General features: G+C 60.5%; 22 protein-coding genes. 4 read left to right on the forward strand and 18 right to left on the reverse strand.

What is annotated here, in order from left to right; all coding sequences use genetic code 11:
- Positions 1 to 10: 10 nt before the first annotated feature.
- From gspE to gspG, 6 genes are all read right to left on the reverse strand, one after another.
- Complete coding sequence (gene gspE, locus BFP99_RS17100) at positions 11 to 1,429, reverse strand: type II secretion system ATPase GspE (RefSeq protein WP_065939826.1); 1,419 nt, start codon at positions 1,427 to 1,429, stop codon at positions 11 to 13.
- A 139-nt stretch (positions 1,430 to 1,568) separates the two neighbouring features.
- Positions 1,569 to 3,893 (reverse strand): type II secretion system secretin GspD, encoded by a 2,325-nt coding sequence (gene gspD / locus BFP99_RS17105; protein ID WP_065947768.1) that lies wholly within the window; start codon positions 3,891 to 3,893, stop codon positions 1,569 to 1,571.
- The gene (gspM, locus tag BFP99_RS17110) at positions 3,890 to 4,402 is read right to left on the reverse strand and encodes a type II secretion system protein GspM (RefSeq protein ID WP_065947769.1); all 513 of its coding nucleotides are present in this window, start codon (positions 4,400 to 4,402) and stop codon (positions 3,890 to 3,892) included. The genes gspD and gspM overlap by 4 nt, the downstream gene beginning before the upstream one ends.
- A complete protein-coding gene (gene gspL, locus BFP99_RS17115) occupies positions 4,395 to 5,465 on the reverse strand; it encodes a type II secretion system protein GspL (protein WP_065947770.1) in 1,071 nt (356 codons plus the stop codon). The genes gspM and gspL overlap by 8 nt, the downstream gene beginning before the upstream one ends.
- Complete coding sequence (gspK, locus tag BFP99_RS17120) at positions 5,462 to 6,340, reverse strand: type II secretion system minor pseudopilin GspK (protein WP_083221209.1); 879 nt, start codon at positions 6,338 to 6,340, stop codon at positions 5,462 to 5,464. Before gspK ends, gspL begins: the two co-directional genes overlap by 4 nt.
- A gap of 8 nt (positions 6,341 to 6,348) precedes the next feature.
- Complete coding sequence (gene gspG, locus BFP99_RS17125) at positions 6,349 to 6,798, reverse strand: type II secretion system major pseudopilin GspG (RefSeq protein WP_049708805.1); 450 nt, start codon at positions 6,796 to 6,798, stop codon at positions 6,349 to 6,351.
- A gap of 148 nt (positions 6,799 to 6,946) precedes the next feature.
- Between gspG and gspI the strand changes: the two genes are divergently transcribed.
- A complete protein-coding gene (gene gspI, locus BFP99_RS17130; RefSeq protein WP_065926283.1) occupies positions 6,947 to 7,312 on the forward strand; it encodes a type II secretion system minor pseudopilin GspI in 366 nt (121 codons plus the stop codon).
- Here gspI and BFP99_RS17135 read toward each other — a convergent pair.
- Complete coding sequence (locus tag BFP99_RS17135; protein ID WP_027607547.1) at positions 7,299 to 7,730, reverse strand: type II secretion system protein N; 432 nt, start codon at positions 7,728 to 7,730, stop codon at positions 7,299 to 7,301. The genes gspI and BFP99_RS17135 overlap by 14 nt on opposite strands.
- A gap of 93 nt (positions 7,731 to 7,823) precedes the next feature.
- On the opposite strand from BFP99_RS17135, the gene gspH reads away from it, so the two are divergent.
- Together gspH and BFP99_RS17145 are read left to right on the forward strand one after the other, a co-directional pair.
- Positions 7,824 to 8,276: a type II secretion system minor pseudopilin GspH gene (gene gspH / locus BFP99_RS17140; protein WP_065926284.1), complete on the forward strand. Its 453-nt coding sequence runs from the start codon at positions 7,824 to 7,826 to the stop codon at positions 8,274 to 8,276.
- Positions 8,273 to 8,884: a type II secretion system protein GspJ gene (locus BFP99_RS17145; RefSeq protein WP_065947771.1), complete on the forward strand. Its 612-nt coding sequence runs from the start codon at positions 8,273 to 8,275 to the stop codon at positions 8,882 to 8,884. Before gspH ends, BFP99_RS17145 begins: the two co-directional genes overlap by 4 nt.
- A 278-nt stretch (positions 8,885 to 9,162) precedes the next feature.
- On the opposite strand, the gene BFP99_RS17150 is transcribed toward BFP99_RS17145, so the two are convergent.
- The 11 genes from BFP99_RS17150 to BFP99_RS17190 all read right to left on the reverse strand — a co-directional run bounded on the left by BFP99_RS17150 (position 9,163) and on the right by BFP99_RS17190 (position 23,620).
- Entirely contained in the window at positions 9,163 to 9,663 is a 501-nt protein-coding gene (locus BFP99_RS17150) for an Imm70 family immunity protein (RefSeq protein ID WP_083221210.1), read from the reverse strand.
- 53 nt (positions 9,664 to 9,716) lie between these two features.
- Entirely contained in the window at positions 9,717 to 10,076 is a 360-nt protein-coding gene (locus BFP99_RS32905; RefSeq protein WP_141690793.1) for a hypothetical protein, read from the reverse strand.
- Between the two features lie 470 nt (positions 10,077 to 10,546).
- On the reverse strand, positions 10,547 to 11,338 hold the full coding sequence (locus tag BFP99_RS17155; RefSeq protein ID WP_065947772.1) for a hypothetical protein: 792 nt from the start codon (positions 11,336 to 11,338) through the stop codon (positions 10,547 to 10,549).
- A gap of 305 nt (positions 11,339 to 11,643) precedes the next feature.
- The gene (locus tag BFP99_RS17160; protein ID WP_027607551.1) at positions 11,644 to 11,919 is read right to left on the reverse strand and encodes a YrhB domain-containing protein; all 276 of its coding nucleotides are present in this window, start codon (positions 11,917 to 11,919) and stop codon (positions 11,644 to 11,646) included.
- A complete protein-coding gene (locus BFP99_RS32215) occupies positions 11,919 to 12,305 on the reverse strand; it encodes a toxin glutamine deamidase domain-containing protein (RefSeq protein WP_083221211.1) in 387 nt (128 codons plus the stop codon). Before BFP99_RS32215 ends, BFP99_RS17160 begins: the two co-directional genes overlap by 1 nt.
- Positions 12,306 to 13,046: 741 nt before the next feature.
- Positions 13,047 to 13,349, reverse strand: a complete 303-nt coding sequence (locus BFP99_RS32220) for a hypothetical protein (RefSeq protein WP_083221212.1) — start codon at positions 13,347 to 13,349, stop codon at positions 13,047 to 13,049.
- The gene (locus BFP99_RS17170) at positions 13,346 to 19,345 is read right to left on the reverse strand and encodes a two-partner secretion domain-containing protein (protein ID WP_065947773.1); all 6,000 of its coding nucleotides are present in this window, start codon (positions 19,343 to 19,345) and stop codon (positions 13,346 to 13,348) included. The genes BFP99_RS32220 and BFP99_RS17170 overlap by 4 nt, the downstream gene beginning before the upstream one ends.
- A gap of 21 nt (positions 19,346 to 19,366) precedes the next feature.
- Positions 19,367 to 21,061: a ShlB/FhaC/HecB family hemolysin secretion/activation protein gene (locus BFP99_RS17175; protein WP_065947774.1), complete on the reverse strand. Its 1,695-nt coding sequence runs from the start codon at positions 21,059 to 21,061 to the stop codon at positions 19,367 to 19,369.
- Positions 21,062 to 21,484: 423 nt separating this feature from the next.
- A complete protein-coding gene (locus BFP99_RS17180; protein ID WP_065947775.1) occupies positions 21,485 to 22,396 on the reverse strand; it encodes a FecR family protein in 912 nt (303 codons plus the stop codon).
- 37 nt (positions 22,397 to 22,433) lie between these two features.
- Positions 22,434 to 22,979: an RNA polymerase sigma factor gene (locus tag BFP99_RS17185; protein ID WP_027607555.1), complete on the reverse strand. Its 546-nt coding sequence runs from the start codon at positions 22,977 to 22,979 to the stop codon at positions 22,434 to 22,436.
- Positions 22,976 to 23,620 (reverse strand): secretin and TonB N-terminal domain-containing protein, encoded by a 645-nt coding sequence (locus BFP99_RS17190; protein ID WP_065947776.1) that lies wholly within the window; start codon positions 23,618 to 23,620, stop codon positions 22,976 to 22,978. The genes BFP99_RS17185 and BFP99_RS17190 overlap by 4 nt, the downstream gene beginning before the upstream one ends.
- 214 nt (positions 23,621 to 23,834) lie before the next feature.
- Between BFP99_RS17190 and BFP99_RS17195 the strand changes: the two genes are divergently transcribed.
- Positions 23,835 to 24,134, forward strand: coding sequence for a hypothetical protein (locus BFP99_RS17195; RefSeq protein WP_065947777.1), 300 nt, complete (start codon positions 23,835 to 23,837; stop codon positions 24,132 to 24,134).
- The last annotated feature ends 226 nt before the right edge of the window (positions 24,135 to 24,360 follow it).

Raw genomic sequence — 24,360 nt, forward strand, 5'->3', positions numbered from 1 at the left:
TAGCGATTCATCAGGCGTCCCGTGTCACGCGCAGGATTTCTTCGGGCGCGGTGGCGCCGCTGCGCACCCAGCGCTCGCCGTCTTCACGCATGCTGAACATCCCCGCACGCCGCGCCGCCACGCGCAGATCCTGCTCGCCGGCGCCCTGGTGGATCAGGCTGCGCACCTCGTCGTCGACGCAAAACAATTCATGGATACCGGTCCGCCCGCTGTAGCCGATCTGGTTGCACTGCGCGCAGCCCACCGGGCGCCAGGTGCCGGGCGCGGCCGGGTCTTCCTGTTTGCAATGCGGGCACAGGCGGCGGACCAGGCGTTGCGCCAGCACGCCCAGCAGTGACGAGGCCAGCAGGAACGGCTCGACGCCCATATCGATCAGGCGGTTGACCGCCGACACCGCATCGTTGGTGTGCAGGGTCGCCAGCACCAAGTGCCCGGTGAGCGAGGCCTGCACCGCGATTTGCGCGGTCTCCAGGTCGCGGATTTCACCGATCATGATGATGTCCGGGTCCTGACGCAGGATCGCCCGCAGCGCCAGGCCGAAGGTCATGTCGATCTTGGCATTGACCTGGATCTGGCTGATGCCCGGCAGGTCGTATTCCACCGGGTCTTCCACGGTGAGGATATTGCTGGTGCTCGCATCCAGCCGTGCCAGGGCGGCGTACAGGCTGGTGGTCTTGCCGCTGCCCGTGGGCCCGGTGACCAGCACAATGCCATGGGGCTGGCGAATCAAGGTGTCGAGGCGCGCCAGCAACTGCGGCTCCATGCCCAGGGTCTCCAGTTGCAAACGCCCGGCTTGCTTGTCGAGCAAGCGCATCACCACGCGCTCGCCATGCCCGGTGGGCACGGTCGACACACGAATATCAATCGGCCGCCCGGCCACGCGCAGGGCGATACGGCCATCCTGGGGCAGGCGTTTTTCGGCGATGTCGAGCTGGGCCATGATCTTGATCCGCGACACCAGTGCGCCATGCAATGCCTTACGCGGCGACACCACATCCCGCAGGGTGCCGTCGACGCGGTAACGCACCACGGAGTGGGTTTCATACGGTTCAATGTGAATATCACTGGCCTCGTCCCGCGCTGCCTGTGTGAGCAAGGCGTTGATCATACGAATCACCGGCGCGCCGTCCTGGGTGTCGAGCAGGTCGGTGATTTCGGGCATGTCCTGCATCAGGCGGTCGAGGTCGACCTCGTTTTCCGCCGCGCCCACCACGGCGGCGGCGCTTCCCGTATCGGCATAAGCACTGGCGAGGAGGCCGTCGAGTTCATCGTCGCGTACCTGCTCGAGGTGGGCCTGGCCGAACTGGCGCCGTACTTCGCTGATGGACCAGCCGGGGGTGGAGGGGCAGACGGTCAGCAGCATGCCGTCGTCGCCGGGGCGCAGGAGGATGCGTTGGGACTTGGCCCAGGCATAAGGGAGAAGGCTCACAAGACATCTTCCTGACCGAGCGCGGTCCAAATGTGGGAGGGGGCTTGCTCCCGATGAGGGTGTGTCAGCCAGCCAATTTGAAACTGACCCACCGCTATCGGGAGCAAGCCCCCTCCCACATTTAGATCTCCACTCGAACTCATGGCCGTGCATTTCCAGAAACCGGCACCGCCCGAATCACCGCCCGCGGCCCCTGCTGCTGCCCACCCGGAATCGCCTTCTCCACCGACGGTAATTGCGGCGCCTGCACATCCGGCATCGCCCAGCTGTGCTCCGGCTGCAACCCACTCTGGGCACGACGCATGAATTCATAGCGGTTCAAGGTAATGCTACGCCCCGCGCCACTGTCGCGAATAATGTAAGGCCGCAGGAACACCATCAGGTTAGTCTTGCTCACACTGCGCTTCTCATTGCGAAACAACGCCCCCAACCCCGGAATATCCGAGAGCCACGGCACCGCGTCATTGCTCTGGCTGTAGCCGTCCTGCAACAGCCCGCCCAGCACCATGATCTGCCCGTCGTCGAGCAGGATGCTGGTATCGATCGCGCGCTTGTTGGTCACCGTGCCCGCCGACACCGACGCCCGTGTGTCCACGGTGCTGACCTCCTGGTAGATATCCAGCTTCACCGTGCCGCCTTCGGAGATCTGCGGGCGTACATTCAGCTTGAGCCCCACCTCTTCGCGCTGCACGGTCTGGAACGGGTTATTGCTGGTGCCGCCGCCACCGGTCACATAACTGCCGGTGACGAATGGAATGGTCTGCCCCACGAAAATGCTCGCCGCTTCGTTGTCCAGGGTCAGCAGGTTCGGCGTGGACAGCACGTTGGTGCCGCCCTTGCTCTTCAAGGCACGGGCCAGCACCTTGAGGTCGAGCACCTTGCCGATCCCCGGAATATCCACAGTGCCATTGACCACGCCGATATTCAGGCCCTTGGGCAGCACATCAATACTGGTGGGACTGGTCGGCGTGCCCACGACACCGCTGCCGCCCAGGTTCACCCCGCCGAAGCCGCCTCTGCCCGCCAGGTTGCCGGCCTGCCATTGCACACCGAACTCGGTGGCATCGTCCTCGCCCACTTCCACGATCAGGCTTTCGATCACCACCTGGGCGCGGCGCTGGTCAAGCATGTCGATCACTTCCCGCAGGTTGCGGTACAGCGGGTCCGGCGCGGAGATCAGCAGGGTGTTGGTGGTGGCGTCGGCCTGGATGGTCACGCCGCCGGCGCTGAACGCGGTGTCCTGCTCGTTGGCGGTATTGCCATTACTGGTGCTGGTGCTGGAACCGGTGGCTTGCCCATAGCCCGACTGCACGCCACTGCCGGTGGGCGTGCCGCTGCTGTTCTGGGCATTACTCGTGCCCTGCCCGTTATTGCCATTGCCGCCCATGGCGCTGAGCTTGCCACGCCCATCATCGCTTACCCCGGAATCGCTCTCGCCGGTGAGCAGCCCGCGCAACGACTGGGCCAGCTTGGCCGCCTGGGCGTTGCGCAGGTACACCACGTGCATATTGCTGGGGTTGCTCTGGGCATTGTCGAGCTTGTAGATGAGGTTGCGCGCCAGCTCCGTACGTTCGGGGCTGCCGGAACGGACGATGATCGAATTGGAGCGCGGGTCACCGACCACGTTGATCTTCTGGGTCTGGTCGGCGCCCTGGGTTTCCAGCAGCTCGGAAACCATGGCGGCGATGTCCACGGCAATGCCGTTCTGAATCTGCACCACATCGGTATCGATGGCGCTGGGGGTGTCGATGCCACTGATGATCTGGGCGACCCGCGCGAGGTTTTCCGCATAGTCAGTGATCACGATGCTGTTGTTGCCGGGGTAGGCGTTGATCGGGTTGTTCGGCGACACGATGGGACGCAGCACCGGGATCAGGTTCACCGCGTTTTCATACTGCAGGCGGAAGGTGCGCGTCTGCATGCCACTGCTGCCGGCACTGTAGATCGGCCCGCCGAGCAACTTGGCATCGGCCTCCGGCACCACCTGGGCCACGCCGCCCACATCCACCACGCTGAAGCCCTGCATGCGCAGCGCCGCCAGCAGCATGTCGTAGGCCTGATGGGCCGGCACCTGGCCTTCGCTGACCAGGGTGAGCTTGCCTTTTACCCGCGGGTCCACCAGGAACTGCTGGCCGGTGGCACGGGACAGCGCGCGCACCACCGCCTGGATATCGGCATCGACGAAGTTGAGCTGCACCGGCTGGTCACCCAGCGGGTTGCGCGCCTTGACCGGCGCCGGGGCCTGGCCACGGACGCTGTTGGTCACCGGGTGCTGGACCCGCGGTTTCGGCGCTTCGTCGCGCTGGCGATCCAGCAGGGTATCGCCGCTGCGCCGGGTATCGGCCAGGGGTTGGCCAAGCTCACTGTCCACCAGTAACGGCGTGGTTGACGGGCTGCTGCACGCACTCAAGGCCAGCAACAGCAACGGCGCGGCCTTGCGAAAAGGGAGGACTGACCACTTCATGAAGCTTCCTTAGCGCCAGGCGCCTGATCCATGCGAACGGTCCCGGACACAGTGCCGGCCGAGTTATCGACGGCATCCGCAGCACGTTGCAAACGCGCCTCGGACACCTCCAGGGAAAATGAACGGGGATTGCCCAGCAGCCAGCCCACCACGGCGTCGGCCGGGGCGTTGTCGAAGGTCAGGCGCCAACCGCCGGCCTCCAGCGCCTGCACCTGGTAATGCCCTTGCAGGCCGGCACTGTCCAGGGCCTGGCGCAACGCGGCTTCGTCGGCCTGGCGCGCCGCGGCGACGTCCTGCAACAGCCCCTGCAAGGCTTCGGCCTGGGCGCGCAGCCTGGGGGTTTCGGCCTGCCAGTAGTCGATCTTTTTCAACGCCGGCTGCACCAGCACCAGCCAGGTCAGCAGGCTTGCCAACACCAGCCCGGCGCCGATCAGCAGGCGTTTCTCGCGCAGGGCCAGGCCGCTCCAGAACACCTGGGCCTGGGTGCGCAGGCGCAGCCACCTATTCATCGCCGGCCTCCGGTTTTTCCGTGGCCGGCGCCGGGCCGATGCTCCAGCCCTGCTCATCGCGCATGGCGGCAAAACCGGCCTGGGCCAACGCGGCCTGCCACTCACCCTCGGCCGCCGGGTTGCGGCTGTCGGCGAGTAACGCCAGGTGCAAGGTGCCCTGCTCAAAGTTCAGGTTATCGACGCTGCCCACCATAAAGGGCAGGTTGCTGCCTGCCAGTTGCAGCAGGCTGCTGAAGCGTTGGCCCGAATCGGCAGCCGCGCCGCTCTGACGTGCGGCCAACTGTTGACGGGCCTGCTGCAAAGGGTTGAGCACCACCGGTAATTCAGGAAACGCCTGGCGCACCTGTTGGTTCATCAACGCTTTGAGCCGTTGGCCTTCGTCGACCTGGCGCGCGGCATACAGGTTGAGGCCGACGGTCCAGATGGCAGCGGCCAGCGCCACACAAGCCAGCGCCCTGCCCCATCCGGCACCGGAGGCTTGACCGAGGCGAGCATGCAAGCCCCAGCCAGGCACCGCGCCGCTCCAACGCTGCGCCTCCGCCACCAGCGGCACGTCGAGCGCCTGCAACCCCAGCGGGTGCACAGCGCCCTGTTGCAGGCTGTCGCGGGTCAACAGATAGCCGTCGTCCAACGCCGCCGCCCCCACCGGCAACGCATAGGGCGCCGGGTACAGGCCGCGCAGCTTGAGCTGCACCTGGGCCAAGACCTGGCCCAGTCGCTCCAGCCCGGCCTTGGGCACCCAGCCCACCTGCACGCGCCCATCGCTTTCGCGCGGGCCGTGGGCCACGTGCATTTGTTCCACCGGCCCGAGGATCAGCGCCTGGGCCGCACAGGCCACCGCCGCCTGGTTTTTTGCTGCGGGCAATGGCGGCAGCTCCAGGCTGGTGAGCAGGCTGTCATGCGGGTGCAGAAAGCAGTCCACCGCCTGCCGGCTCTTGCCCAATTGCGCCAGGCTTTCCTGCCCCTCGGACACCACCACGCCACGCTCGATCCAGGCAAATTTCACCTGGCTTTCAGCACTGACCTGATCCAGCGGCGGCAAGGCAATGCGCAAGCGTTTCATACGCCCACCCGCGACCAGATCACCTTGGGCTCACGGTCTTCGGGGCGGTGCAGCAACGCGTCGATTGTCACCCGCCGGCGCTCGCGTCGCGCCTGGCCCTGGAGGCGAAACCACTCGCTGGTAATGCCCACTTGCACCGCTTCCAACTCCACCTGGGGCAAGTGCAGACGGTTGACGAAATCCCCACGGTTGATAAACCAATGCCCGTTGTCGCGCTCGGCCACCAGCCCGTGGGCCTGGGACAGGCTGAGCTGCGGCACCACCGCGCTGAGCACTTCGGCGCTGGCAGTGTTGCCGTTGACCCAGGTATTGCCGGGCAGCACGCTGACGTACGCCTGCAGGCGCTGCAACACCTCCGGGGTCAGGCCTTCGAGGCCACTGAGGTCGTCGAGGCTGCGCAGCATCGGGTATTTGGCGGGCTGCCCGTTCTGTTCATAGGAAGCAATCACCCGCTGGCTGATGCGCCGGCTCACGGCCGGGGCCACGCCCAGGGTGCGGCACAGGCGCTCGAAGCTCTGCAATTGCTCGGCGTCGGGCTGCTGGCGGTTAACCAGGTTGCGCAGGTTGAACTTGCCCTGTTCATCGTCTATCCGCCCCTCGAACACGCCGGCCTGGGCCCGCGCCCAAGGTTGGTCAAGGCGGGTCAGCACGTCCTTCTGGCGGGCTTCCCAGAGCATCTGCCGGCTGCGTTCAAGACCACCGAGCAACAGCCATTGGCCCTGCACGCGCGACTGTTCGGCTTCCAGGCTGCGGGTGAATACGGTCTGGCGCGTGAGCATGCCGCCGGCGATCACCGCCACCACCGCCGCGATCAGCAAGGCACTGATAATCGCCATGCCGCGCTGCTTCGCCGCTGGGGGCGAATACCCTTTCATGGCGCGCCTTACAACTGCCAGGAGCCGATATCGGCATTGACGCCATCGCCATCCGGTTGGCCATCGGCGCCCAGGGAGAACACATCGACCTCACCGTTGGCGCCCGGATTGAGGTAGTGGTAAGGGTGGCCCCAAGGGTCGTTGGGCAAACGCTCGAGGTAGGCGCGCCAGTTATTGTTCTTGGCATCCGCCGGGCGTTCCACCAGCACTTTCAGGCCCTGGTTCATGCTCGGGTAAGTGCCGTGGTCGAGGCGATACAGCTTCAACGCCTGCATCAACCCGCCGATGTCCTGTTTCGCGGCGGTGGCCCGCGCCTGGTCCGGGCGATCGAGGACCTTGGGCACCACCATCGCCGCGAGGATCCCGAGGATGACCACCACCACCATGATCTCGATCAAGGTGAAGCCACGCTGGCCGCGAGGGCCTGGCAATGGGGATGTTAGGCGCGCGATATCCATCTCGACATTCCTTGGCTTGGGTACATTTCGTGGCGCAGTGTTGCAAGAACACATGTCAGTCGTATTGAAAATCCTCGGGAGTTTCGGTCGCCAATCGGTCAACTGCCGGCGCTAGTCTGCGGGCCTGTTTCCCGGCTTTGAGAACCCCATGTACGGCCGTCGCAAGGAGCAAGGTTTTACCCTGATCGAGGTGCTGGTGGCGCTGGCGATTATCGCTGTGGCGATGGCTGCTGCCATCCGCGTGGCCGGGTTGATGACCCAGGGCAACGGCCTGCTGCGGGACAAATCCATGGGGTTGCTGGCGGCGCAGAGTCGCCTGGCGGAGTTGCGCCTGGAAGGGCATTTGCGCGACGGCACAAAGACCTTCAGCTGTGACCAGGGGCGCTTGAAGCTGCGGTGCGAGCAGACCATCAGCCGCGATGGCCGCCTGTTTCAAGTCAACGTGCAGGTGCTCGACGCCAGCCACGAGGCGCCGCCGCTGGCCCGCGTGGAGACACAGGTCAGGGCCGAGTGAGCCGCGGCAAGGCCGGCCCATCGGGCAATTTGTCGAGGTTGACGCGCAGCTTCTCGCCGCCGCGCTCGATCTCGACTCCGTCGCCCTCGATGGCCGTAAGCCGCACGCCGGGGCTGAGGCGCTCGCCCAGCAGGAAACTGCGCGGCGGGCCGTCGTTGAGACTGAGGATCGCCACCGCACCGCGCGCCCCGGCCAGCACCCCAGAGACCTTGACCTGCAACGCCGCCGGCGCATTGGAAAACCATTGCAGCGCCGGGTTATCGCTGCGCGCCGCCAGCACCTGGGGCGCGGCCTGGGGCGTATGGGACTCGGCGGACGTCAGCAACAGCGGCGTCCAGACCGCCACACCGGCCAATGCCGCCAGCAACGCCACGATCTGTACACCGTGGGCCGGTGAGAAACGCAGGGTAAATGCCATGGGAAGGACCTCCTGTTTGTCCATGGCACCAGCCTACAGGCCAATTCGCACGTTTTTATTTCACAAGCTCACCAGCTTTCGAGGGGCCTACCGATGAAACAGCAAGGCTTCACCCTGATCGAGTTGATGGTGGTGCTGGTGATCATCGGCATCGCCAGCGCCGCCATCAGCCTGACCATCAAGCCCGACCCGCTGCACCTGCTGCGCAAGGACGCCGAGCGCCTGAGCCAACTGCTGCAAGTGGCCCAGGCCGAAGCCCGCGCAGACGGCCGCCCGATCACCTGGCGCGCCGACGCCAAGGGCTTTCGCTTCAACCGCCGCACCGACGATGGCAGCGGCGTCGAAGCGTTCCAGGGCGACACCCAACTGCGTCCGCGCCTGTGGGAAAGCACGCCGATGCACATCGATATCGAACCCCGGCAAACCCTGGTGCTCGACGCCGAATGGATCAACCCACCCGTGCGCATCGTGCTGTCCGACGGCCAACACAGCCTCAGCCTGCAACGCGACACCGCCGGCTTGATGCGCGTGGTGAGCCAGCCATGAAGCGCTCCGAACAAGGCTTCACCCTGATCGAAGTGATGGTCGCGATCATGCTCATGGCCGTGGTCAGCGTAATCGCCTGGCGCGGGCTGGACAGCGTCACCCGCGCCGACCAGCACCTGCAGGCGAGCAGCGAACAGACCGAAGTGCTGCTGCGCGCCCTCAACCAACTGCAGCGCGACATCAGCCTGCGCGCCAGCGTCGAACTGAACACCCCGGAGCCCTCAAAGAACAGTGCAGAAAAGCTCGATGGACCGGCGGCGGTCACCGTGCGCAGTTCCGACAGCAAAGGCTTTCGGCTGGACATCATTCGCAGCGCACCCGTCGCCGGCGATGGCCTGCAACGGGTGCGCTGGTGGCTCAAGGGCGACCGTTTGTATCGCGCTGCCGCACCCGCGCGGGATCGCTATCCGCTGCCGGCGGCGAAGGATGGGGTGGTGGTGTTGAGCGGGGTCCGTGATTTGCAGGTGCGTGTGTGGGAGGCGGATAAAGGCTGGCGGCAGTTGAGCGGGAATCGGCGTGAGGATCCGTTGGGACTGGAGATCAGTTTGGTGCGGGAGACGCCGCAGGGGGTGGAGAGGTATCGGCAGGTGGTGGGGCCATTGAGATAGCCGTCCCCCACACGCGCTTCTCATGTAGCTGGCGAGCGCAAGCCATTGCAGAGCAGTCGGTTCACTAACTGACCATCCTGAAGAACGACATAGTTATATCTTCCTGCGCCTTGAGTCAACTTTGTCTCTGAGATTAGCGTTGGAACACCTGTTGGGTGATCTGGGGATCACTCGGTCAGACCCCGTTTACCCCCCACTTAACTGCAGAAAGGGTGCAGGTAGGGTGCAAAAACACCGGCGCGAGGCCGGTGCTAAATAAAAAATAGAATTTCTACAGATCAGCGACGCCAGAACGGTAATTCGTCAGAAGCAAGAGAGTTATACAAGTCTTCGGAACGATTCACATCAAAAATATAGTCAGGCGCGTCGGTAAATCCGATTCTCAAAGGGACGTACTCATTAAACTCTTTATAAAAAATATCTGAACATTCGACAGCATCAAAAATAATTTTGAAGAAGCGAGCAAAGATGTCAGCCAGAGTATTACCATTCAAAAGCAAACGAGTATTTTCCACGCCCACCCCGAAAGCGTTTATATCAAATCCATCCGCAGGAATGCTATTAAATTCAGCCCTTACACTCTCTAAATCCATCTTTAACTCAGCCAGTTCGTTTTTGCTTAAATATCGGCAACAAAGCTTCTCTGCAACCAAGGGATACTTGCTTCCTCTTTTGCCACCCTCAAGAAAAAACACAACTGACTTAAAAAAACAGTCAACGTCAGAGGCTGGACCTAAGACAGATATTGTCATTGCGGCAAGAACACCTACATTTTTCATTCTGCTTTAAACCTGATCAATAAGGGGCTGGCGCCACTTGCCTCCTATTGCACCTATGAATTCCCAACATAAACAATATTATTCGGAAGAGTCATTACCCAAGGCTCGCAAACAGAAGAGCAAAACACATCAATCCTTCTACCATCAGAAAGTGTAAAAGATGGATCTACTGGTTGATTCTGGGCGATCCACGACACACTTCCAACTGAAAGCCCTACCAACTCTTTAATACGTACACTTGCCTGTTCATCCCAACATGCAAACAACATATCTTCATCCTTAGACACCCTCCAGGCACTACTACTGCTAAAGCTCCAACCGTCTCCAGAAACGTTCAAAAAATCACCATCCCACTCAATACTATTAATACGAAGTGAGGAAAATGACATGACAAGCTTTAAAAAATCAAACATTAGTCCACCTGCTCAATATGCGTTCTTTCTCTAATCCACTGTTTTATTTCGATTTTAGAAATACCTTTTGGTGGCTGTGGTGGCTTGCACGTTGTTGGATCTATTGGCCCACCATTAGCATTTTCAAACGAAGCCCTCTGAGGACTACGGCTATCTGCTTGCATGACACGGACACGCGAACCATCCGGCATCGTAGATTGCGTACCAACCAACTTTCCTACAGGTGTTGATGGATAACCCCCAGTCTCAAAACTGGCAATCATCTGAGATCACTCGGGGTCAGACTCCGTTTAATTTGAATCGAAAAATCTAGCGCTTCTTGACCATTAACCGGAGCTCGACTATTAACTGCATTATCGACTTTTCCGTGGTAGGGAACACCTTCATAGTCCAATCGGCGCATGGCGCCTGCACTTTCACCGGCACCACCTGTCGCTTTTGCCCCAAATCGATTCGACATTACAAAAAGATCATACTATTGAAACAAAATCCGGCCGAGGTACTTTAGGCATGTTTTCGTATGCTTTCAAAACAGTTTGTAACGGTGTCAGAGCTTCATCGTTGTGCCAGTAGACAATCTTGAGCCACGTAGCTGCACGAATATATTGCCCACCGCCCAACCAAATTTTTTGCAAATTGGCCTGAAGCATTTTTCTACCAGCTTTAAAAAGTTCGTCTTCATTAAACTCCTGACGGGCCGTTCGATGAAGGCACAAAGCATAGCCAAAGTCTCGGGGCTTCAAAGCGCTGGATAGCAATATTTCTCTTTTGCCACTCCAACGTTGATACATCTCAATACCTGCCTCAAAGCCTTCGTCGTGTTCGCCGCTCTGATATGCAAAAGCCATGTAGTCATCCAGGCCAGTTTTGACAATATCATGCGTTGACCAAGGGCGTTTTTCGTAACGCCAGCGAGCTTCCTCATACACACGGGCCGCGCCCCATTCGCCTTCAGAATTCCAGCCCGTTTCCATCCATTCACCCAGAGCTTTTGCCCAGTGCAATATTGTCCTGTGAGCATTAATGTCTGGCCCGAATTCCTCGTCGTTTTCTATGGCCTTATCTATCCATTGCAGAGAGCGGGGAAGTACCGGTGCAATCTCGCCTTGGAGGCCAACTAGCCATGCTGAAATCACATCGGACAAATCAGACTTGGCAACATTCCCCATTGGCCGCTTTGGATCATACTGCGCCTCCAATTGCCATTTAAGCATTGCCTCACTGAAACCATTGAATCTGGTTTTGACTGGGTCAAAGAGCATGAATTATCCTCAACAAGGGTTATTTCCGCAAAATTCCCGCCCTGAAGCAAGCTGTTAGCTGGAAAATCAAACTCAACATAGACAGAGCCTCTGGGTGCAGCTTCTTTAAAGTCGGAGATGCCATTAGTCGAAATAAAGGTTTGTACTCCAGCGCCTTGCACCACTTTATTTGTATTTTGCATCTGCACCCGCTCATCAGGAGACATCCACCTTCCTACACGAGTCGTGCTGACATCGTTGATTACCTTGGTTTCGCCAAGTTTTAACGGAGAACTGACTGTTGCTTTTGCACCGAAAAACCAATCTTATTTTTTTGACTTACTGATTACATAGTGATCAAGATATTCTTTCAGCGGCTTGGCGGTCCCTAAAATATGAAGCTCTCCAGTTTCCTTATCAATCAGGAATGGTCCGTTTCCAGCCAGTTGAGCCGACAGACTCCCTGTCTCCAAATACTCTTTAGATTGATAGCAAAAAAACCATCCCTCAGAGAACTCGCCCTCATGTGTTAGCTGCAAAGCAATCTCAGAGTCTTTCAAATATTCCTGAGCTCTTTCCAAAGCGTATTCGTAGGTAATCATTAGTTAGTTCTCAGTAGCTGCAATGTCTTAAAATCACTCTTATTTGCCGGCTTTCCAGTCTGCCCATCGAGATAACGAATAGCCCCATTCTGATTAACCACGTTGAATACATGGCCTGGCTGACCTGGACCATAGGAGCCAAACACAATCCCACGTGCGCCGTCCCCACCACCAATCATGTGCTGGGTGATGGTTTCGGGTGAAGACACACCGCTAAACTTAGCTCCATATTGCTTCTCCAGCACGGTCAACGGAACACCCTTGGTGGAGTTTATCGGCAATGCAGATGCTGGATTACCTGCCAGTGTTACATCAGTAGCAATTGAACAATTAACGCAGTTATGAGTTCGCCCAGCGTCTGGATAACCTGGATTGACGTTCCTTATTGAACCGGCAGTTTCGTCCGCAACCCCCGCCGCTTTTGCACCATTAAATCATGTTGAGTTCTCGTAGTTTTTTCTCGTTCACAAACTCCAACTCTCCACTACCCACCTTATAACTATCTGAGTAAGTGGAATGACCACAGACGTTACACTGGAAAGCAAGCAACCCGTTATATCTACCGATAAAAATTCGCATCCCGTCGGATAGACACCTAGGGCATTTCCTATCGACCTCAACAGTTATCAACTGTTCCAGTGTGTCACGTAGAAATCTCGCAATAGCCTCTGTCTCATTAGCTTGACACCCAAAAATTACCTTCTTCAAATGAGCTATATCGCTAAGTAGAAATGATGAAAATTCAACCGGCATTAAATTCTCATCAATGTGCGAAAACTCATCAAACCTATAGGTCGAAAACGGCTCAACCGTGAAGCATTTGTAGTCCCCCCTAATCCACGAAAGAACCACCACAAAAACCTCCCTTAAAGATGAATTCTCATCCAGCAGCGTCATAGCCAATTGAAGTTCACGCCATACATACACTGGGAGAGATGGCATTAGTTCGCTGCCTTAGCTGGGAAAGCTGTTATCAAACTGCCTGCCTTATCGGTAAAATTTGCTGCGCAATATTTTTCAGATGTCGTTATAGGACGTTTTTACCAAATTATTTTCCCAGTGAAAGGCTCGAGTCGAAATTACTTTCGACGCCCACACTAAATAGATACTCCCTTGACCTTGCGAAATCATTCTTTGCGACGGTAAACGGCCCTATCAACCCCAGACATATTAGGTAGACTTTCACTCCCAACGAAAATTTCCGACCTACACTTCAGACTCACCCCTTGATATGCAGTATATTGACACATGAGATCCTCTATCTCAGAAATATCATCCGCAATATGCTTTTCAAGATAAAACTTAATCAGCCAAACACCACTTTCACGGGATAAAACCACCATCCGGAAATTTGGAGTTATCCCACCCAACAATGCTTGACTAAGCATTAACACCTGAAAATTCCAAGCTTCTAATTCAGCATTATTCATTTCTGTATCCAATTAGGATTGGTGGGAACGACACTCGGGCTTTTTGTACCTTTGATGATAAAAACATTGGTTGGCTGGTTTGTTATTCCTACTCCAGCGTTAACATTAGTTCCGGTTACATTTTCAAATTTTACCACCGGATACCCTTGAGCATTCTTGCCCAAAATCTTGACCTGTCCTATGCGGTAAGCATCTAGTACCTTTTGTGCGTCATCAACACTGTTCAAAAAACCACCGCCTCCTCGGGCCTCAAGCTCGGGCCTTCCAGCGATATGTCTAAGTTGTTTCTGACTAATTTTGCCAGCTACCGTTGGAAAGTCATTAGGTGTTAAATCTTTTTTCGACCACGCCGCCACAGCCCGCCTATAAGCCACCACCCCCGCCGCAGTCCCCACCCCAACCGCCAGCGCGATCTTCAAATTGTCCGCAATGTCCTGCGCCTGAGCGTCGCTCAGTTCCCATTTCGCCTTGAGCGAATCGACCATCGCACCCACCGAGTGCTCGGTCGTGGCGGTCGCTAACATTTCCTGGAATTCGTAGTTGCCGTTGATAAGGTTCTGTACTGCTGCCCGGGCCTCAGGCGAGGCGTCGTCAGCGATATCGCGGATGGCGTTGAGGTTCGCCTGGGTGTTGGCGACTTCCATGGAGCGTGCGGCGCAAGAGTCGGGGTCGGCCTGGCAGCTGACTATCGCGTCAATGTCCTGCTGCAGGCTCAGTTCTATGAATTTGCGCGTCGTGTCTTCGATGCAGGAGGCGTCGGTGCATCGCGTTATCTGCTTGGCGGCTCGCTCCAGTTGGTTGTGTGACAGGTAGTTGTATTGCGTGGCGTTCTTCGCCACCCAACTGCCGGTCTCCAGCTTGGCTGCGTCCGTATCGCTCTGCGCCGCAGCCGCGAGCACGCCGACGATCTGCGAGCTCATGGTGAGCAGGTTGTCGTTGCCCTTGACCAAGTCATCCAGGTGGCCAACCAGCGCTTCGCTCGCCGCCGCAGCCAATGCGCCGGTTTTGAAGTCGCCGCCGGTGGCTTCCGCCAGCAACCCACCGACCATGGCGTGAATCACCACCTTCGGGGCCGAGCCGTCCGCCAGGAGGTTTTTCGTGTAATCCCCGACCAGGTTGAAGCTGGCGGCCGCCAAGGTGTTGAACAAGGCATTTTTCAGCGCGTCACTGACACTGCCGCCCTGCCCCAGGGCTTTGTTCAGCAACACAGAGGTGCCGTTCTGCAGCGCCTGGTTGGCTGCGAACTGGCCGACACCGCTCCAGGTGCCCAGCGAGCCGGATGTAACAATTTTGCCTATGTCGGTCTGGGTGTGGGTGTCGGTCCACCGATCGAAATGACCCACCGTCAGCCCGGCAGTGATCGCCGAAATCCCATAGCCCTTGATGGCATCGGACGCCGTCACATCCTTGAGAACCGCACCGAGATTGCCCCGGTTATTGACCACGCTGACGCCGGCATTGGTCGACGCGCCGGTGGCTACTGCACCGACCATGGCGCCGCCTACGCCGCCCCCCGCGGCAGCCGCCGCCATGGGCCCGATGACTGCCGACATCACGATGGCAATGATCATTTGCGAGGCGGGGCCCAGCCCGGAGTGGCTGTACTTGAAGCTGTCGTGGACTTCCCTGACCTGACGCCAGTCCACGTCCCCGCGTTGCTCTGCGTCCTTGAGCCAAGCCAATTGCGGGTCGGCCTTGACCATCGCATCGATGGACTGGGTGACGCTCTGCTGGTTGACCTGCTTGATGTCGATCTTCAAACCGTCGACGGCTTTGATCGCAATGGCGCCCCCGGCAACCAGCTGACTCTGGCGCAGCGTTTCGTCAGTGCTGCCCTTGCCCTTGGATGACACCCAGAATGCGTTGTTGTTGGTCTTCTCGTGGCTCTCCTGATGCAGGTCCTTCACCGCTTCGAAGGTCACCGCTCCACCACTGGTGATGGCGATGTCCGCAGCGCTTTCCAGCCTGGCCCCTTGATAAAGCTGGTCACCGCCGCTGATCAGGTTGAGGTTGCCGCCAGTGGTGACCTGGCTGCCCACCGCGCGCAGGTCGGTGACTTCGTCGCGTTGGGTCTTGAGTGCGCCGAAGCTGCCTTTTTTCTTGTAGTCATACAGGCTGTAGTCGCTGTCATTGGCACTCAGCAGCTGCAACTGCCCACCGGCCACCAGATACGCATCCTTGCCGCTGCGAACCTGGCTGGCGTGCAGCACGATGTCTTGCCCCGCACTGGCGGTAAGGGTGCCGCCGGCAGTGAGCTGGCTGCCCACGTGGCGGACCTGGGTGGTTTGCTCATGGACCCTGGCGCCGTCGCGTTTGCTGTTGACCTCATGATCGGTCTCGTTGGCGGCGGCCAATAGGTGGAGGTTGCCACCGGCGGCGACGGTCAGGTCTTTGCCGGCGTTGGCCTGGCTGGCCAATAGCGTGATGTCGCGCCCGGCGTGCAGGCTCAGGTTACCGGCGGCGTTGAGGTTGGCGCCGAGCTGTTCAGTGCGGCTGTGTTGGGTGACGCGGTGGCCGCCGTTTTCCGTGGTGCGGACCTGTTGGGTGTCGGTGACGGCGATGAGGTTGATGTCGCGCCCCGCACTCAGGCTGGCATCGCCAGCGCTGTTGATATCACCACGGTTGGTGATGTCACGACCGGCATTGAGCGTGAGTTGCTGTCCGGCACTGATCCGGCTGGCGGTGTCGAGATGGGTGACGAGGGTGCCGTCGCCCTGATGCCTGGCGTGGGCGGTGCGTTCGTTGATGATGTCGCCGCTCACGCTGGTGAGATCGATGTGACTGCCACGGATCTCACCGGCCATCGCATTGCGGATACTGTCGCTGGCCAGCAGGCTGATGCGGTCACCGGCGCTGATCGTGCCGCCATTGAGCAGGCTGCCATCGCTGATAGCGGTCAGATCCTGCGAGGCTTTCAAGGTGCCCACGCTGACGATATCGCCACCGCTGACCAGGTTGACATCCCGGCCTTGCACCAGGCTGCCGCCCCGCAGGTTATGGGCATCGACCGTTGCCAGGTACAGCACCGGCACCAGCACGTCTTCGCCCTGCACCTGGCGTTTTTCCATCCACACGATGTCGTGGGTCAGGGCCGCCACCTGCTGCGCGGTGAGGCCGACGCCGACACTCAGTTGCAGGCTGTCGCGGGCGCTGAGGCCGTTGTCCATCAGGTAGCGGAACTGTTCCTCGTCGCTCTCCAGCCCGGCGAGAAAGCGTTGCCCGGTCTTCGCCAGCACGGCGTCACGGATCAGGCGGCTTTCGTAATAGCCGTCCCCCAGGCGCCGCCAGGCTTCGTCGTTGTTGTAGCCGATCTTGTCGAGCAGGTACTGGGAACTGAGAAAGCTGGCAAGGTGGGTGAAGAGGGGATTGGTTTCAATCAGGTAGGGGCTGCCCGGATTCCTGCTGGGGATAAACAGCCCGTATTCACCGCTGGGCAGTTGGAATTCCGGCGGTTGGGTCAGGTCTTCGCTGAGGCGATCAGGGCTCAGTTCGAGGTCGTTGGGGTTGTGGCCTGTTTCGCCCGTCAGTTGCGCCAGGGTGTTTTCACGCAGGGTGCCGTTTTGCAGGTACTCGCTGGCCTGCAGGTTGAGGCTGCCGCCGGCTTGCAGGGTGGCGGCATAGACTGCGCGGCCATCCTCGCGCCAGGTCGTGAGTGTGCCGGGGTTGCTGAAGCCCTCCCCTGTCGAGCGTGCCTTGAGTTCGGCAAAGCGCACCGGGTCGAACGGCGCGTTGTTGAAGGCCGGCAGGTCGTGGAACTCCATCTGGTCCCACAGGGCTTTGTCGATGCGCCCGGGGGTGCCGATGATGGTGCTGGAAGTACCGGTCTGGGAGGCCGCGCCCTGGTTGATAAGGCGGTGGGCGGCGAGGTGCATGTCGCCATTGGCGGCGAGCAGGCTGTAGCGGTTTTCCAGGGTATGCGCGTCGATACTCAGGTGTTTGCCGGCCACCAGTCGCGCGGCCTGGGTGGAGTTGGGCGCGGCGGTTTCGCGCCAGGTTTCGCTGATATAGATGGTGCCGCGCTTGAAGCTGTCGTCGCCGTCGCAGTGCTGGCCGCAGACCCACTGGATGCTGCCGCCGACCAGTTCGCGTTCGAGGGCAAGGTGGGTGCGGGCGTTTTCGAACTCGCGGGCGTTGATGTGCAGGTTGCCTTCGGTTTCCACGCTGCCGGAGAGGTTACTGAAGCGCGTGCCGCTGAAACTGAAATCACCGACGCTGTAGAGATCACCTTCGAGGTTGCTGAAATGCTCGCCGCGCACGTGCAGGTCGCCGCCGCTGAACAGCAGGCCGGTGTTGGTGACGTTGGCAGTGAGCAGGAAATGGCCCTGGCTGCCGACGCTCCCATGGTTATTCAACTGAGCGGCATTGATCTGCATATGCCGCGCTGCACTGAGCACGCCGAGGTTGTGCAGTACATCGCGCACGCGCAGTTGGATGTCTTGACCGCTGAGGATCTGGCCGTGGTCTTGGGTGAGGTTTGATGCGCTGATGACGGCATCGCCTTTGGCGGCGATGAGGCCGGTGTTCTTCAGATCGCCATCGATCTGCAGTTGCAGATGGTGGTCGCCGAGCAGTTCGCCAGCGTTGGTGAACGTGCCGGCCGCAATACTCAGCTCACTGCCCGCCCCCACGATCTTGCCGCTGTTCTCGACAGTGTCGGCGACCAGGCTCAGATCGCCTTCGGCATGAATCGTCCCGGCGTGGTTGACGGCCTGATGGGCGACAATGTCCAGTTCGCGGGCGGTGACGACCTGGCCGTTATTTCTCAGGGTCTGGCGAGCTTCGATTCTCGCGCTGTCGGCGGCGATCCGGCCGTTGTTATCGAGGCTGCCGCTGGTGATTTCCAGGTGGCCACTGGCGTTGAGTTCACCCTGGTTATCCAGGCGCTGGGCCTGGATGGTCAGCTGTTTGCCCGCGATACGCCGATCTTCCAGGATGCCACTGACAACCTTGCCCTGGTTGCTGACCGAGGTGCCTTCCACGCTCACATTTGCGGCACTGGCCAGGGTTTGCCGCACCACCAGGTCGCCCTGGGCCTGCAGGTCGACATCCCCCATCGCAAAGGTCGGCCCCTGCAAGTCAATCGACTCGGCCCTGGCAGTGAGTGCGCCGACGCTGGTGGTGTGGGACAGGCTCAGGCCGCCATTGGCGTTGATCACAATGTCGCCGGCGGTGCTGGCCATATCGCCCGCCAGCCTTACGCCTACGCCCTGTTCAGTGCCCACCAGGCGAATCGTCCCGGCGTACATCCCGCCGAGTGCGCTGGCGTCGATGGCCAGTTGCGGTTTGGCCCGGCCATCCTCGGCATGGGCGTGGGCCTGCAAACTGTCGGCGCTGACATCGTTACGGCCGGTGATGACGGTGAGGTGGTCGGCATGCAACTGCGCATTCAGCTTGGCCGTACGGGTAATCAGGTCGAACTGGCTGACATTGCGTGCATTGAGCCCGGCGCCCTCCACCGCAATATCGCCGCCCTCTACGCGAAAGTGATCCAGCCGCCCGCCCTCGATCACTGGCTTGCCGGTGGTCAATGTCGCGCGAGGCGTATTGATAAACCCGCAGCCATTGCAGGTGATGCCATGGGGATTGGCGACGATCACCCGCGCGGCCTGCCCGGCCACCTCGGTGTAGCCCCCCAAGTGGCTGCGGTTGCCACCGGTGACTTCGTTGAGGATCACGCTGGCGGCTCGCCCTTGCAGGCCTGGGTTGCCGAGGATCACACCCCCCAGTTGGGTGTGTTGCGTGGCCTGGGTGGCGTTATTGAGGATCAGCCCCTGGCTGCCGACGTTGTAGTCGGTGAACAGGTTATGGGACAGCCCGCTGCCATTGGGCCCGGCGATATTCACCACCGGCACGCCATTGGGTGCATGACCGACGCTGGTGCCAGGGCTGGCCGGGTCCACGCTCAGCTCTGCGGCGGCGGCAACAATGGGGTTGAGGAAGATGATTCCCGCCAGGCTCAGGGCCAGGCACTGGTGAAACGGGCTGCGCACGTCCATAGGCAAGGTTCCTTGTTGTTATTAGAAAAACAGCTCGATTCGGGCGTAGATCGGGTGTTCGCGGCGTTCAACGACGGCCGGGCGCTCCAGGGAACGGGCGAGCACCAGCGACGCCGCAAGGTGAGTGCCGCGTGCGCTGAACTCCCAGGCATGGCCGGTAAGGCGCCCGGCCACCTCAGGGTTATGCGGGCCGCGGCTGATCACACCGACGTCGTAGCCAAAGCCCACGCCCACTTCGTGCACCCAGGGGCGCAGCGCATCCCAGGCAACCGGTTGGCGCCAGCGCACCTGGCTGCGCCAGTAGCCGCCGCTGTTGCCCGACAGGTTCTGTTGCTGAAACCCGCGCACGGCACCAAGGCCGCCGACGCTCAGGCGTTGTGGTCCATAGAGTTCGTCTTCGGCGTGTTGGCCGGTAGCAAGGCTGTCGACACTCCAGTACTGGCCCAGCCAGCGAAAGGACTGCAAATAGCTGAGGGTCAGGGTGTATTTCTGATAGCGCGAGGTAGGCGCGCCGCGCTGCCTGGAGAGATCGCGCTGGGCGTCCAGGGCACCGATGCCCTGTTGCCAACCGGCATCGAGATTGAGAAAGGCATTGCCGATTCGGCGGCCATGGTTGAAGCCCAGTTGACGCTCAGTGATGCGATGGCTGGAGGTGCGCAGCAGCGCGTCTTCCAGGTAGTTGCGGGTGCGCAGATGGCTCAGGCCCAGGTTAAATGCCGTCTTGCCCAGGTTATCGCGGTGCAGCACGCGTTCGGCGCGCAACTGCTGGCTGGAGGTTTCACCTGACAGCGCAAAGGCAAACCCGGAGAGGTCGTTACGCGTGCGGTAGTAGCTTTGGCCGTGGCTGAAATTGAAGGTCCACCAACCATACGGCAGGCTGTAGAACAGGTTCTGGCTGTGGGAATGGCGCCAGCGGTCGCTGACGGTGTCGCGGTTGGCCCGCAGGTTCAACTGATCCGCCAGGCCCAGGGGGCTGTCCCAATCCAGGCCGATACCGGCCTGCTGGCGACCGGTGCTGGTATCGCCATGGTTGTTACGGTTGGCCGAGACGCGCCAGGGTTTGAAGCGCTCGCCTTTAAGCGTCACGCGACTGCCGCCCACCGCCTGCCCCGGCAGGACCTCAAGCTGCGGCTGGCGCGAGGGCAAGCGCGACAGCTGATCCACCCATTGCTCCAGCTCACGCAGGTCGAGCACCTCACCCACGGTGCCGGGGAAGGTCATGGCGGACTCCAGCGGGCTGGCCAGCGATGAGCTGTCGAGTCCTTCAAGGCGTCCTTCCACCACAATGATGGTCAGCTCGCCATTTTTCAGGTCCTGCTGCGGCAGGTAGGCGCGGGTGGTGACGTAGCCGCGATGCAGGTAATGATCAGTGAGACTTTTGAGCACTGCGTTGAGTTGAGGCACCCCCATGCACCGCCCCTGCCAGGGTTCCAGCAGCGCCTGCCGCTGGGCCGCCGACAGCAACGCAGCGCCTTCGACATTGATGCGCGTGAGGGTGATGCACTGGCCGTCGTCCAGCGGCGCGGGGGCGGTTGGTGCAGTGATCTGGCCCGGCAGGTGTTGCAGGTCCTCAAGGCGGCGACGCTGTTCCTCCAACACTTTTTGCTGACGTTCGCGGGCCAGTTCACGGTCGCCGGGCGACACGGTGGACGCGGCATAAAGCGGACCTGAAAGCAGCGCCATCCCCAGCAGCGCAGGTCGGAAAACAGCTGGCATCCCTTCACCCTCACACAGGTACTCAAATGGAAAGAGCACCCATGCTGCCGAGGCTGAAACGCTTAAGGAAAAGAGGAAAAGTTACAAAAAGTTCGGCGTTTTTGACGGCGTCGCCCTGCCTGTCACACAGCCGTTCGAGGACTGTCAGAGGCTTCCGAACAATGTAAGTCGAAGGAAGAAATCGGATAGGCAGTGAGACTTGAAGAGCGTGTTTCCTGGTTTTTTCATACGTTAAAAATCTCTTCCCCTACAAACAAAAGAGAAAATTCAGAGAAGATAAGAAAGGAGGTCTGTCAGAGGGGAAAGACCGGTCGCTCAGCCCATGAGCACACAGGCATACCTGAAAGCGACAGGCGTAGAACAACGGGTGATCGCGGCTCTTTTACAGCGTAAAAATCGGAGTTACCCGACGAGCGGCAGGCCTCAACTCAACAACACCACCCCACCCGGCAGTTGCGTGCATTTGGCGCCATACGCATCCCGGATCAACAGCGCCACCCCCGCCAGCTGCTGCAGGCTGAACCGCGCCTGTACGCGCCGTTGGCCAAGTTGCTTGTTGAGCAGCACCAGCATCCCCGGCCGGTAGCGGTTGATTTCGTCCACCACCGTGGCCAGGGTGGCGTTGTTGAAGACCAGCACCTGTTCGCGCCAGGCCACGACCGCCTGGGTGTCCACCACCACCGGTTCGCCCAGGCCGGCCACGCCGTAGCTCAGTTGCCGGCCGCTCTCCAGCCGCACGCTGCGCCCGGCCAGGGCCACCGACAGCCAGCCCTCGATACAGGTCACGCACACCGTGCGGTCGGTGTTGCGCAGATTGAAACGTGCCTGCGCCGCGCTCACCCAGCCTTCGCCCGCCAGCATCTTGAGCGGTTGTGCGGAATGGGCGATCACCTCGACTTCGCCTTCGAGCAATTCAAGCCCCTGGCCCACGCGGCTGACGCGCGTCTGGGTGTTGAGTTCCAGGCTGACGCCGTCGCTTAACAGCACTTGGCGCTGTTCGCCGACTTCGGTGCGATAGTCCGCGGTGAGGCCGGCAAAACCACCGGGGGAGCCGACCTGCACCATGAGCATGGCGGCCGATGCGGCAATCGCGCCGCCCAGGAATGCACGGCGGCCAAAGCTGCGCGGTTGCGAGACTTGCTCAAGGGCCGGGGTCAGTTGCTGCCACATCGCCTTGGCCTGCTCGAACGCCTGGGCATGCTCGGGGCTTTGCGCACACCAGGCCTTGAGCGCCTTGGCATCGGCCACGGTGGCGCGGCCCGAGGTCAGCAGGACCAGCCAGTCGCGGGCTTCATCGTGCAGGGGGCTGGCGGCGGAGAGGCTAAAAATGTTCAAGCGCGCAAATACTCACGGTTTTATCAGGGACTCGACTCTAAGACGGTTTTCCGGCCCCGGGACCGAACCGCTGGATCACTTTTCTTTCCAGGCGCTTGGCGCAGTGGCCCAGGGCGGCCTTGATTTCCTTCTCGACCATGCGCGTGGAAATGCCGAAACGCTGGGAGATTTCCAGGTGCGGGGCTTCTTCCAGGCGGGCGGCGATAAGGATCTTGCGGCGGCGGGCCGGCAGTTCGTAGAGCGCCTTGACCAGGGACTGGATTTCTTTCTGGCCGCCCACCACCCGTGACGGGTCCTGGGCTTCGTCGGCGCTTTGCAGCAGTTCTTCCACCTCGCTGCCGGTGAGCAGGCGCGCGTCGGCCTGGCGGCGGTCGGCGGCGATGTTCAAGGCCATGCGGTACAGGTAGGCATTGGGTTGCGCCAGGTTGGGCGGCACTTCCATGCGGTCGACCCGCAGGTAGGTTTCGTGCAGCACATCGTTGGCCAGGTCCTCCGAGCCCAGGCGCTTGCGCAAACGTACCTTGAAGTCGTCGTAGGAGGCCAGGAACAAGCCGACCATCGTACTGTGCCCGGTATTTTTCATCCGCCCCAGGCTCCGTTTGCTGCTGTGCATTCCATGCGCATTCCTGTGGTGTCGGGCATCAAAAGTAAAGTCACCGGTTGACGCAGCGAGCTCGGTGCCGGTCGTTCGACCCGCGTGGTGCCCAGGTTGCGTACCAGTGCTTCATCGCGTTGTTCGTCGCCGGTGGAGCTGACCAACCGACTGTGTTCGATCAGCCCTTGGGGGTTGACCCACACCTGTACCAGCGCGCGGAAACTGCCGGGCCGGGTCAGCGGCGAGCGGCACAGGCTGGCCTCGATGGCCTGCTGCAAGGCCGTGGCGTAGCTGTTGTTGATCCGAGCGGCGTTGCGTGCCGCCGCACCACGGGTGGCAGACGGCTGGCTGACCGCGGGCAACTGCAAGGTGAACGCATCATCGCGTGCATAACGCGCCATCAGGCCACTCCCCGTCAGCAACATCGCCAGAGCCTCCTGCGCCGTAAAACGCCCGCGCACACTGATGGAACGCCGGCCCCGCGTCAGTTCGCGGTCGACCAGCACCGCCATTCCGGTGGCGCGGCTGTACGCTTGCAGTGCATGTTCCAGGTCCTGCGCCGGCAGGTTCAACAGCAGCAGCGATGACTCCGCCTGCGCGACGCGACCACCGGCCAGCAGCAACAGCAAGAGCAGGGCGCATACGGCGCGCCTCCAGCCCCCCTGTTCACCCCCTGCTCTGCATCGCTGCACGGCCGACGCGCCCTAGAAAACCGTCATCCTGAGGCCAATTTATGAACCTGATGTTACGGTGATAGCAAAAAAAACATCACGGTGACGAGAGGCCCGCTGCACTAGACTTGTACACCAACCGGCCCCCCCTCGGGCCCGCCAGGAGGCCTTGATGAAACGCTTACCGCTCCTCGCCAGCCTGTTGCTGTGGGCGGCCCTGCCCTTGCACGCCCACGCCGGCAACTGCGCCGAAGTCTCGGTGGATGGCTACAAGGCGCCCGACTATGGCTGCCTGAGCCAGCAGATGGGCAACGACACGAATGCGGCCAAAGCCGCGAAGAAAAACCGCGAGGCGCAAGGCATTGCCGTGGAAAAACGCCAGCCGAACAAGGTCGGCCTGGCCACCCCGGCGGCGACCAGCGTGCGCATGGGCAATACCTTCGGCACCTCGGTGAAACCACAGCGGCCTTGAGTTGTTCGATAACTGTTTGAGCAACACAGCACCCATGTGGGAGGGGCATAGGTATCTACACAACTTTGTCTAAACGCTGTCCCCCCGGCAGATAGAGCTGTTGTGGTGAGCGGGCTTGTCGAATCGTCGCACCGCCCGCGCTGGGCTGCGAAGCAGCCCCAGGAAAGAAGAACGCGGTGTATCAGACACTCTGTAGAGGCTGGTTTTGGGGCTGCTTCGCAGCCCA

It is taken from the genome of Pseudomonas sp. 1 R 17 (assembly GCF_900067035.1).
In the GTDB taxonomy this organism is placed as follows: Bacteria; Pseudomonadota; Gammaproteobacteria; order Pseudomonadales; family Pseudomonadaceae; genus Aquipseudomonas; species Aquipseudomonas marginalis.

What these genes read in the sequence shown, in the direction of transcription:
- gspD (WP_065947768.1), bottom strand. Translation starts at nt 3,893, where the DNA reads ATGAAGTGGTCAGTCCTCCCTTTTCGCAAGGCCGCGCCGTTGCTGTTG.
- gspM (WP_065947769.1), bottom strand. Translation starts at nt 4,402, where the DNA reads ATGAATAGGTGGCTGCGCCTGCGCACCCAGGCCCAGGTGTTCTGGAGC.
- gspL (WP_065947770.1), bottom strand. Translation starts at nt 5,465, where the DNA reads ATGAAACGCTTGCGCATTGCCTTGCCGCCGCTGGATCAGGTCAGTGCT.
- gspK (WP_083221209.1), bottom strand. Translation starts at nt 6,340, where the DNA reads ATGAAAGGGTATTCGCCCCCAGCGGCGAAGCAGCGCGGCATGGCGATT.
- gspG (WP_049708805.1), bottom strand. Translation starts at nt 6,798, where the DNA reads ATGGATATCGCGCGCCTAACATCCCCATTGCCAGGCCCTCGCGGCCAG.
- gspI (WP_065926283.1), top strand. Translation starts at nt 6,947, where the DNA reads ATGTACGGCCGTCGCAAGGAGCAAGGTTTTACCCTGATCGAGGTGCTG.
- BFP99_RS17135 (WP_027607547.1), bottom strand. Translation starts at nt 7,730, where the DNA reads ATGGCATTTACCCTGCGTTTCTCACCGGCCCACGGTGTACAGATCGTG.
- gspH (WP_065926284.1), top strand. Translation starts at nt 7,824, where the DNA reads ATGAAACAGCAAGGCTTCACCCTGATCGAGTTGATGGTGGTGCTGGTG.
- BFP99_RS17145 (WP_065947771.1), top strand. Translation starts at nt 8,273, where the DNA reads ATGAAGCGCTCCGAACAAGGCTTCACCCTGATCGAAGTGATGGTCGCG.
- BFP99_RS17150 (WP_083221210.1), bottom strand. Translation starts at nt 9,663, where the DNA reads ATGAAAAATGTAGGTGTTCTTGCCGCAATGACAATATCTGTCTTAGGT.
- BFP99_RS32905 (WP_141690793.1), bottom strand. Translation starts at nt 10,076, where the DNA reads ATGTTTGATTTTTTAAAGCTTGTCATGTCATTTTCCTCACTTCGTATT.
- BFP99_RS17155 (WP_065947772.1), bottom strand. Translation starts at nt 11,338, where the DNA reads ATGCTCTTTGACCCAGTCAAAACCAGATTCAATGGTTTCAGTGAGGCA.
- BFP99_RS17160 (WP_027607551.1), bottom strand. Translation starts at nt 11,919, where the DNA reads ATGATTACCTACGAATACGCTTTGGAAAGAGCTCAGGAATATTTGAAA.
- BFP99_RS32220 (WP_083221212.1), bottom strand. Translation starts at nt 13,349, where the DNA reads ATGAATAATGCTGAATTAGAAGCTTGGAATTTTCAGGTGTTAATGCTT.
- BFP99_RS17170 (WP_065947773.1), bottom strand. Translation starts at nt 19,345, where the DNA reads ATGGACGTGCGCAGCCCGTTTCACCAGTGCCTGGCCCTGAGCCTGGCG.
- BFP99_RS17175 (WP_065947774.1), bottom strand. Translation starts at nt 21,061, where the DNA reads ATGCCAGCTGTTTTCCGACCTGCGCTGCTGGGGATGGCGCTGCTTTCA.
- BFP99_RS17185 (WP_027607555.1), bottom strand. Translation starts at nt 22,979, where the DNA reads ATGAAAAATACCGGGCACAGTACGATGGTCGGCTTGTTCCTGGCCTCC.
- BFP99_RS17195 (WP_065947777.1), top strand. Translation starts at nt 23,835, where the DNA reads ATGAAACGCTTACCGCTCCTCGCCAGCCTGTTGCTGTGGGCGGCCCTG.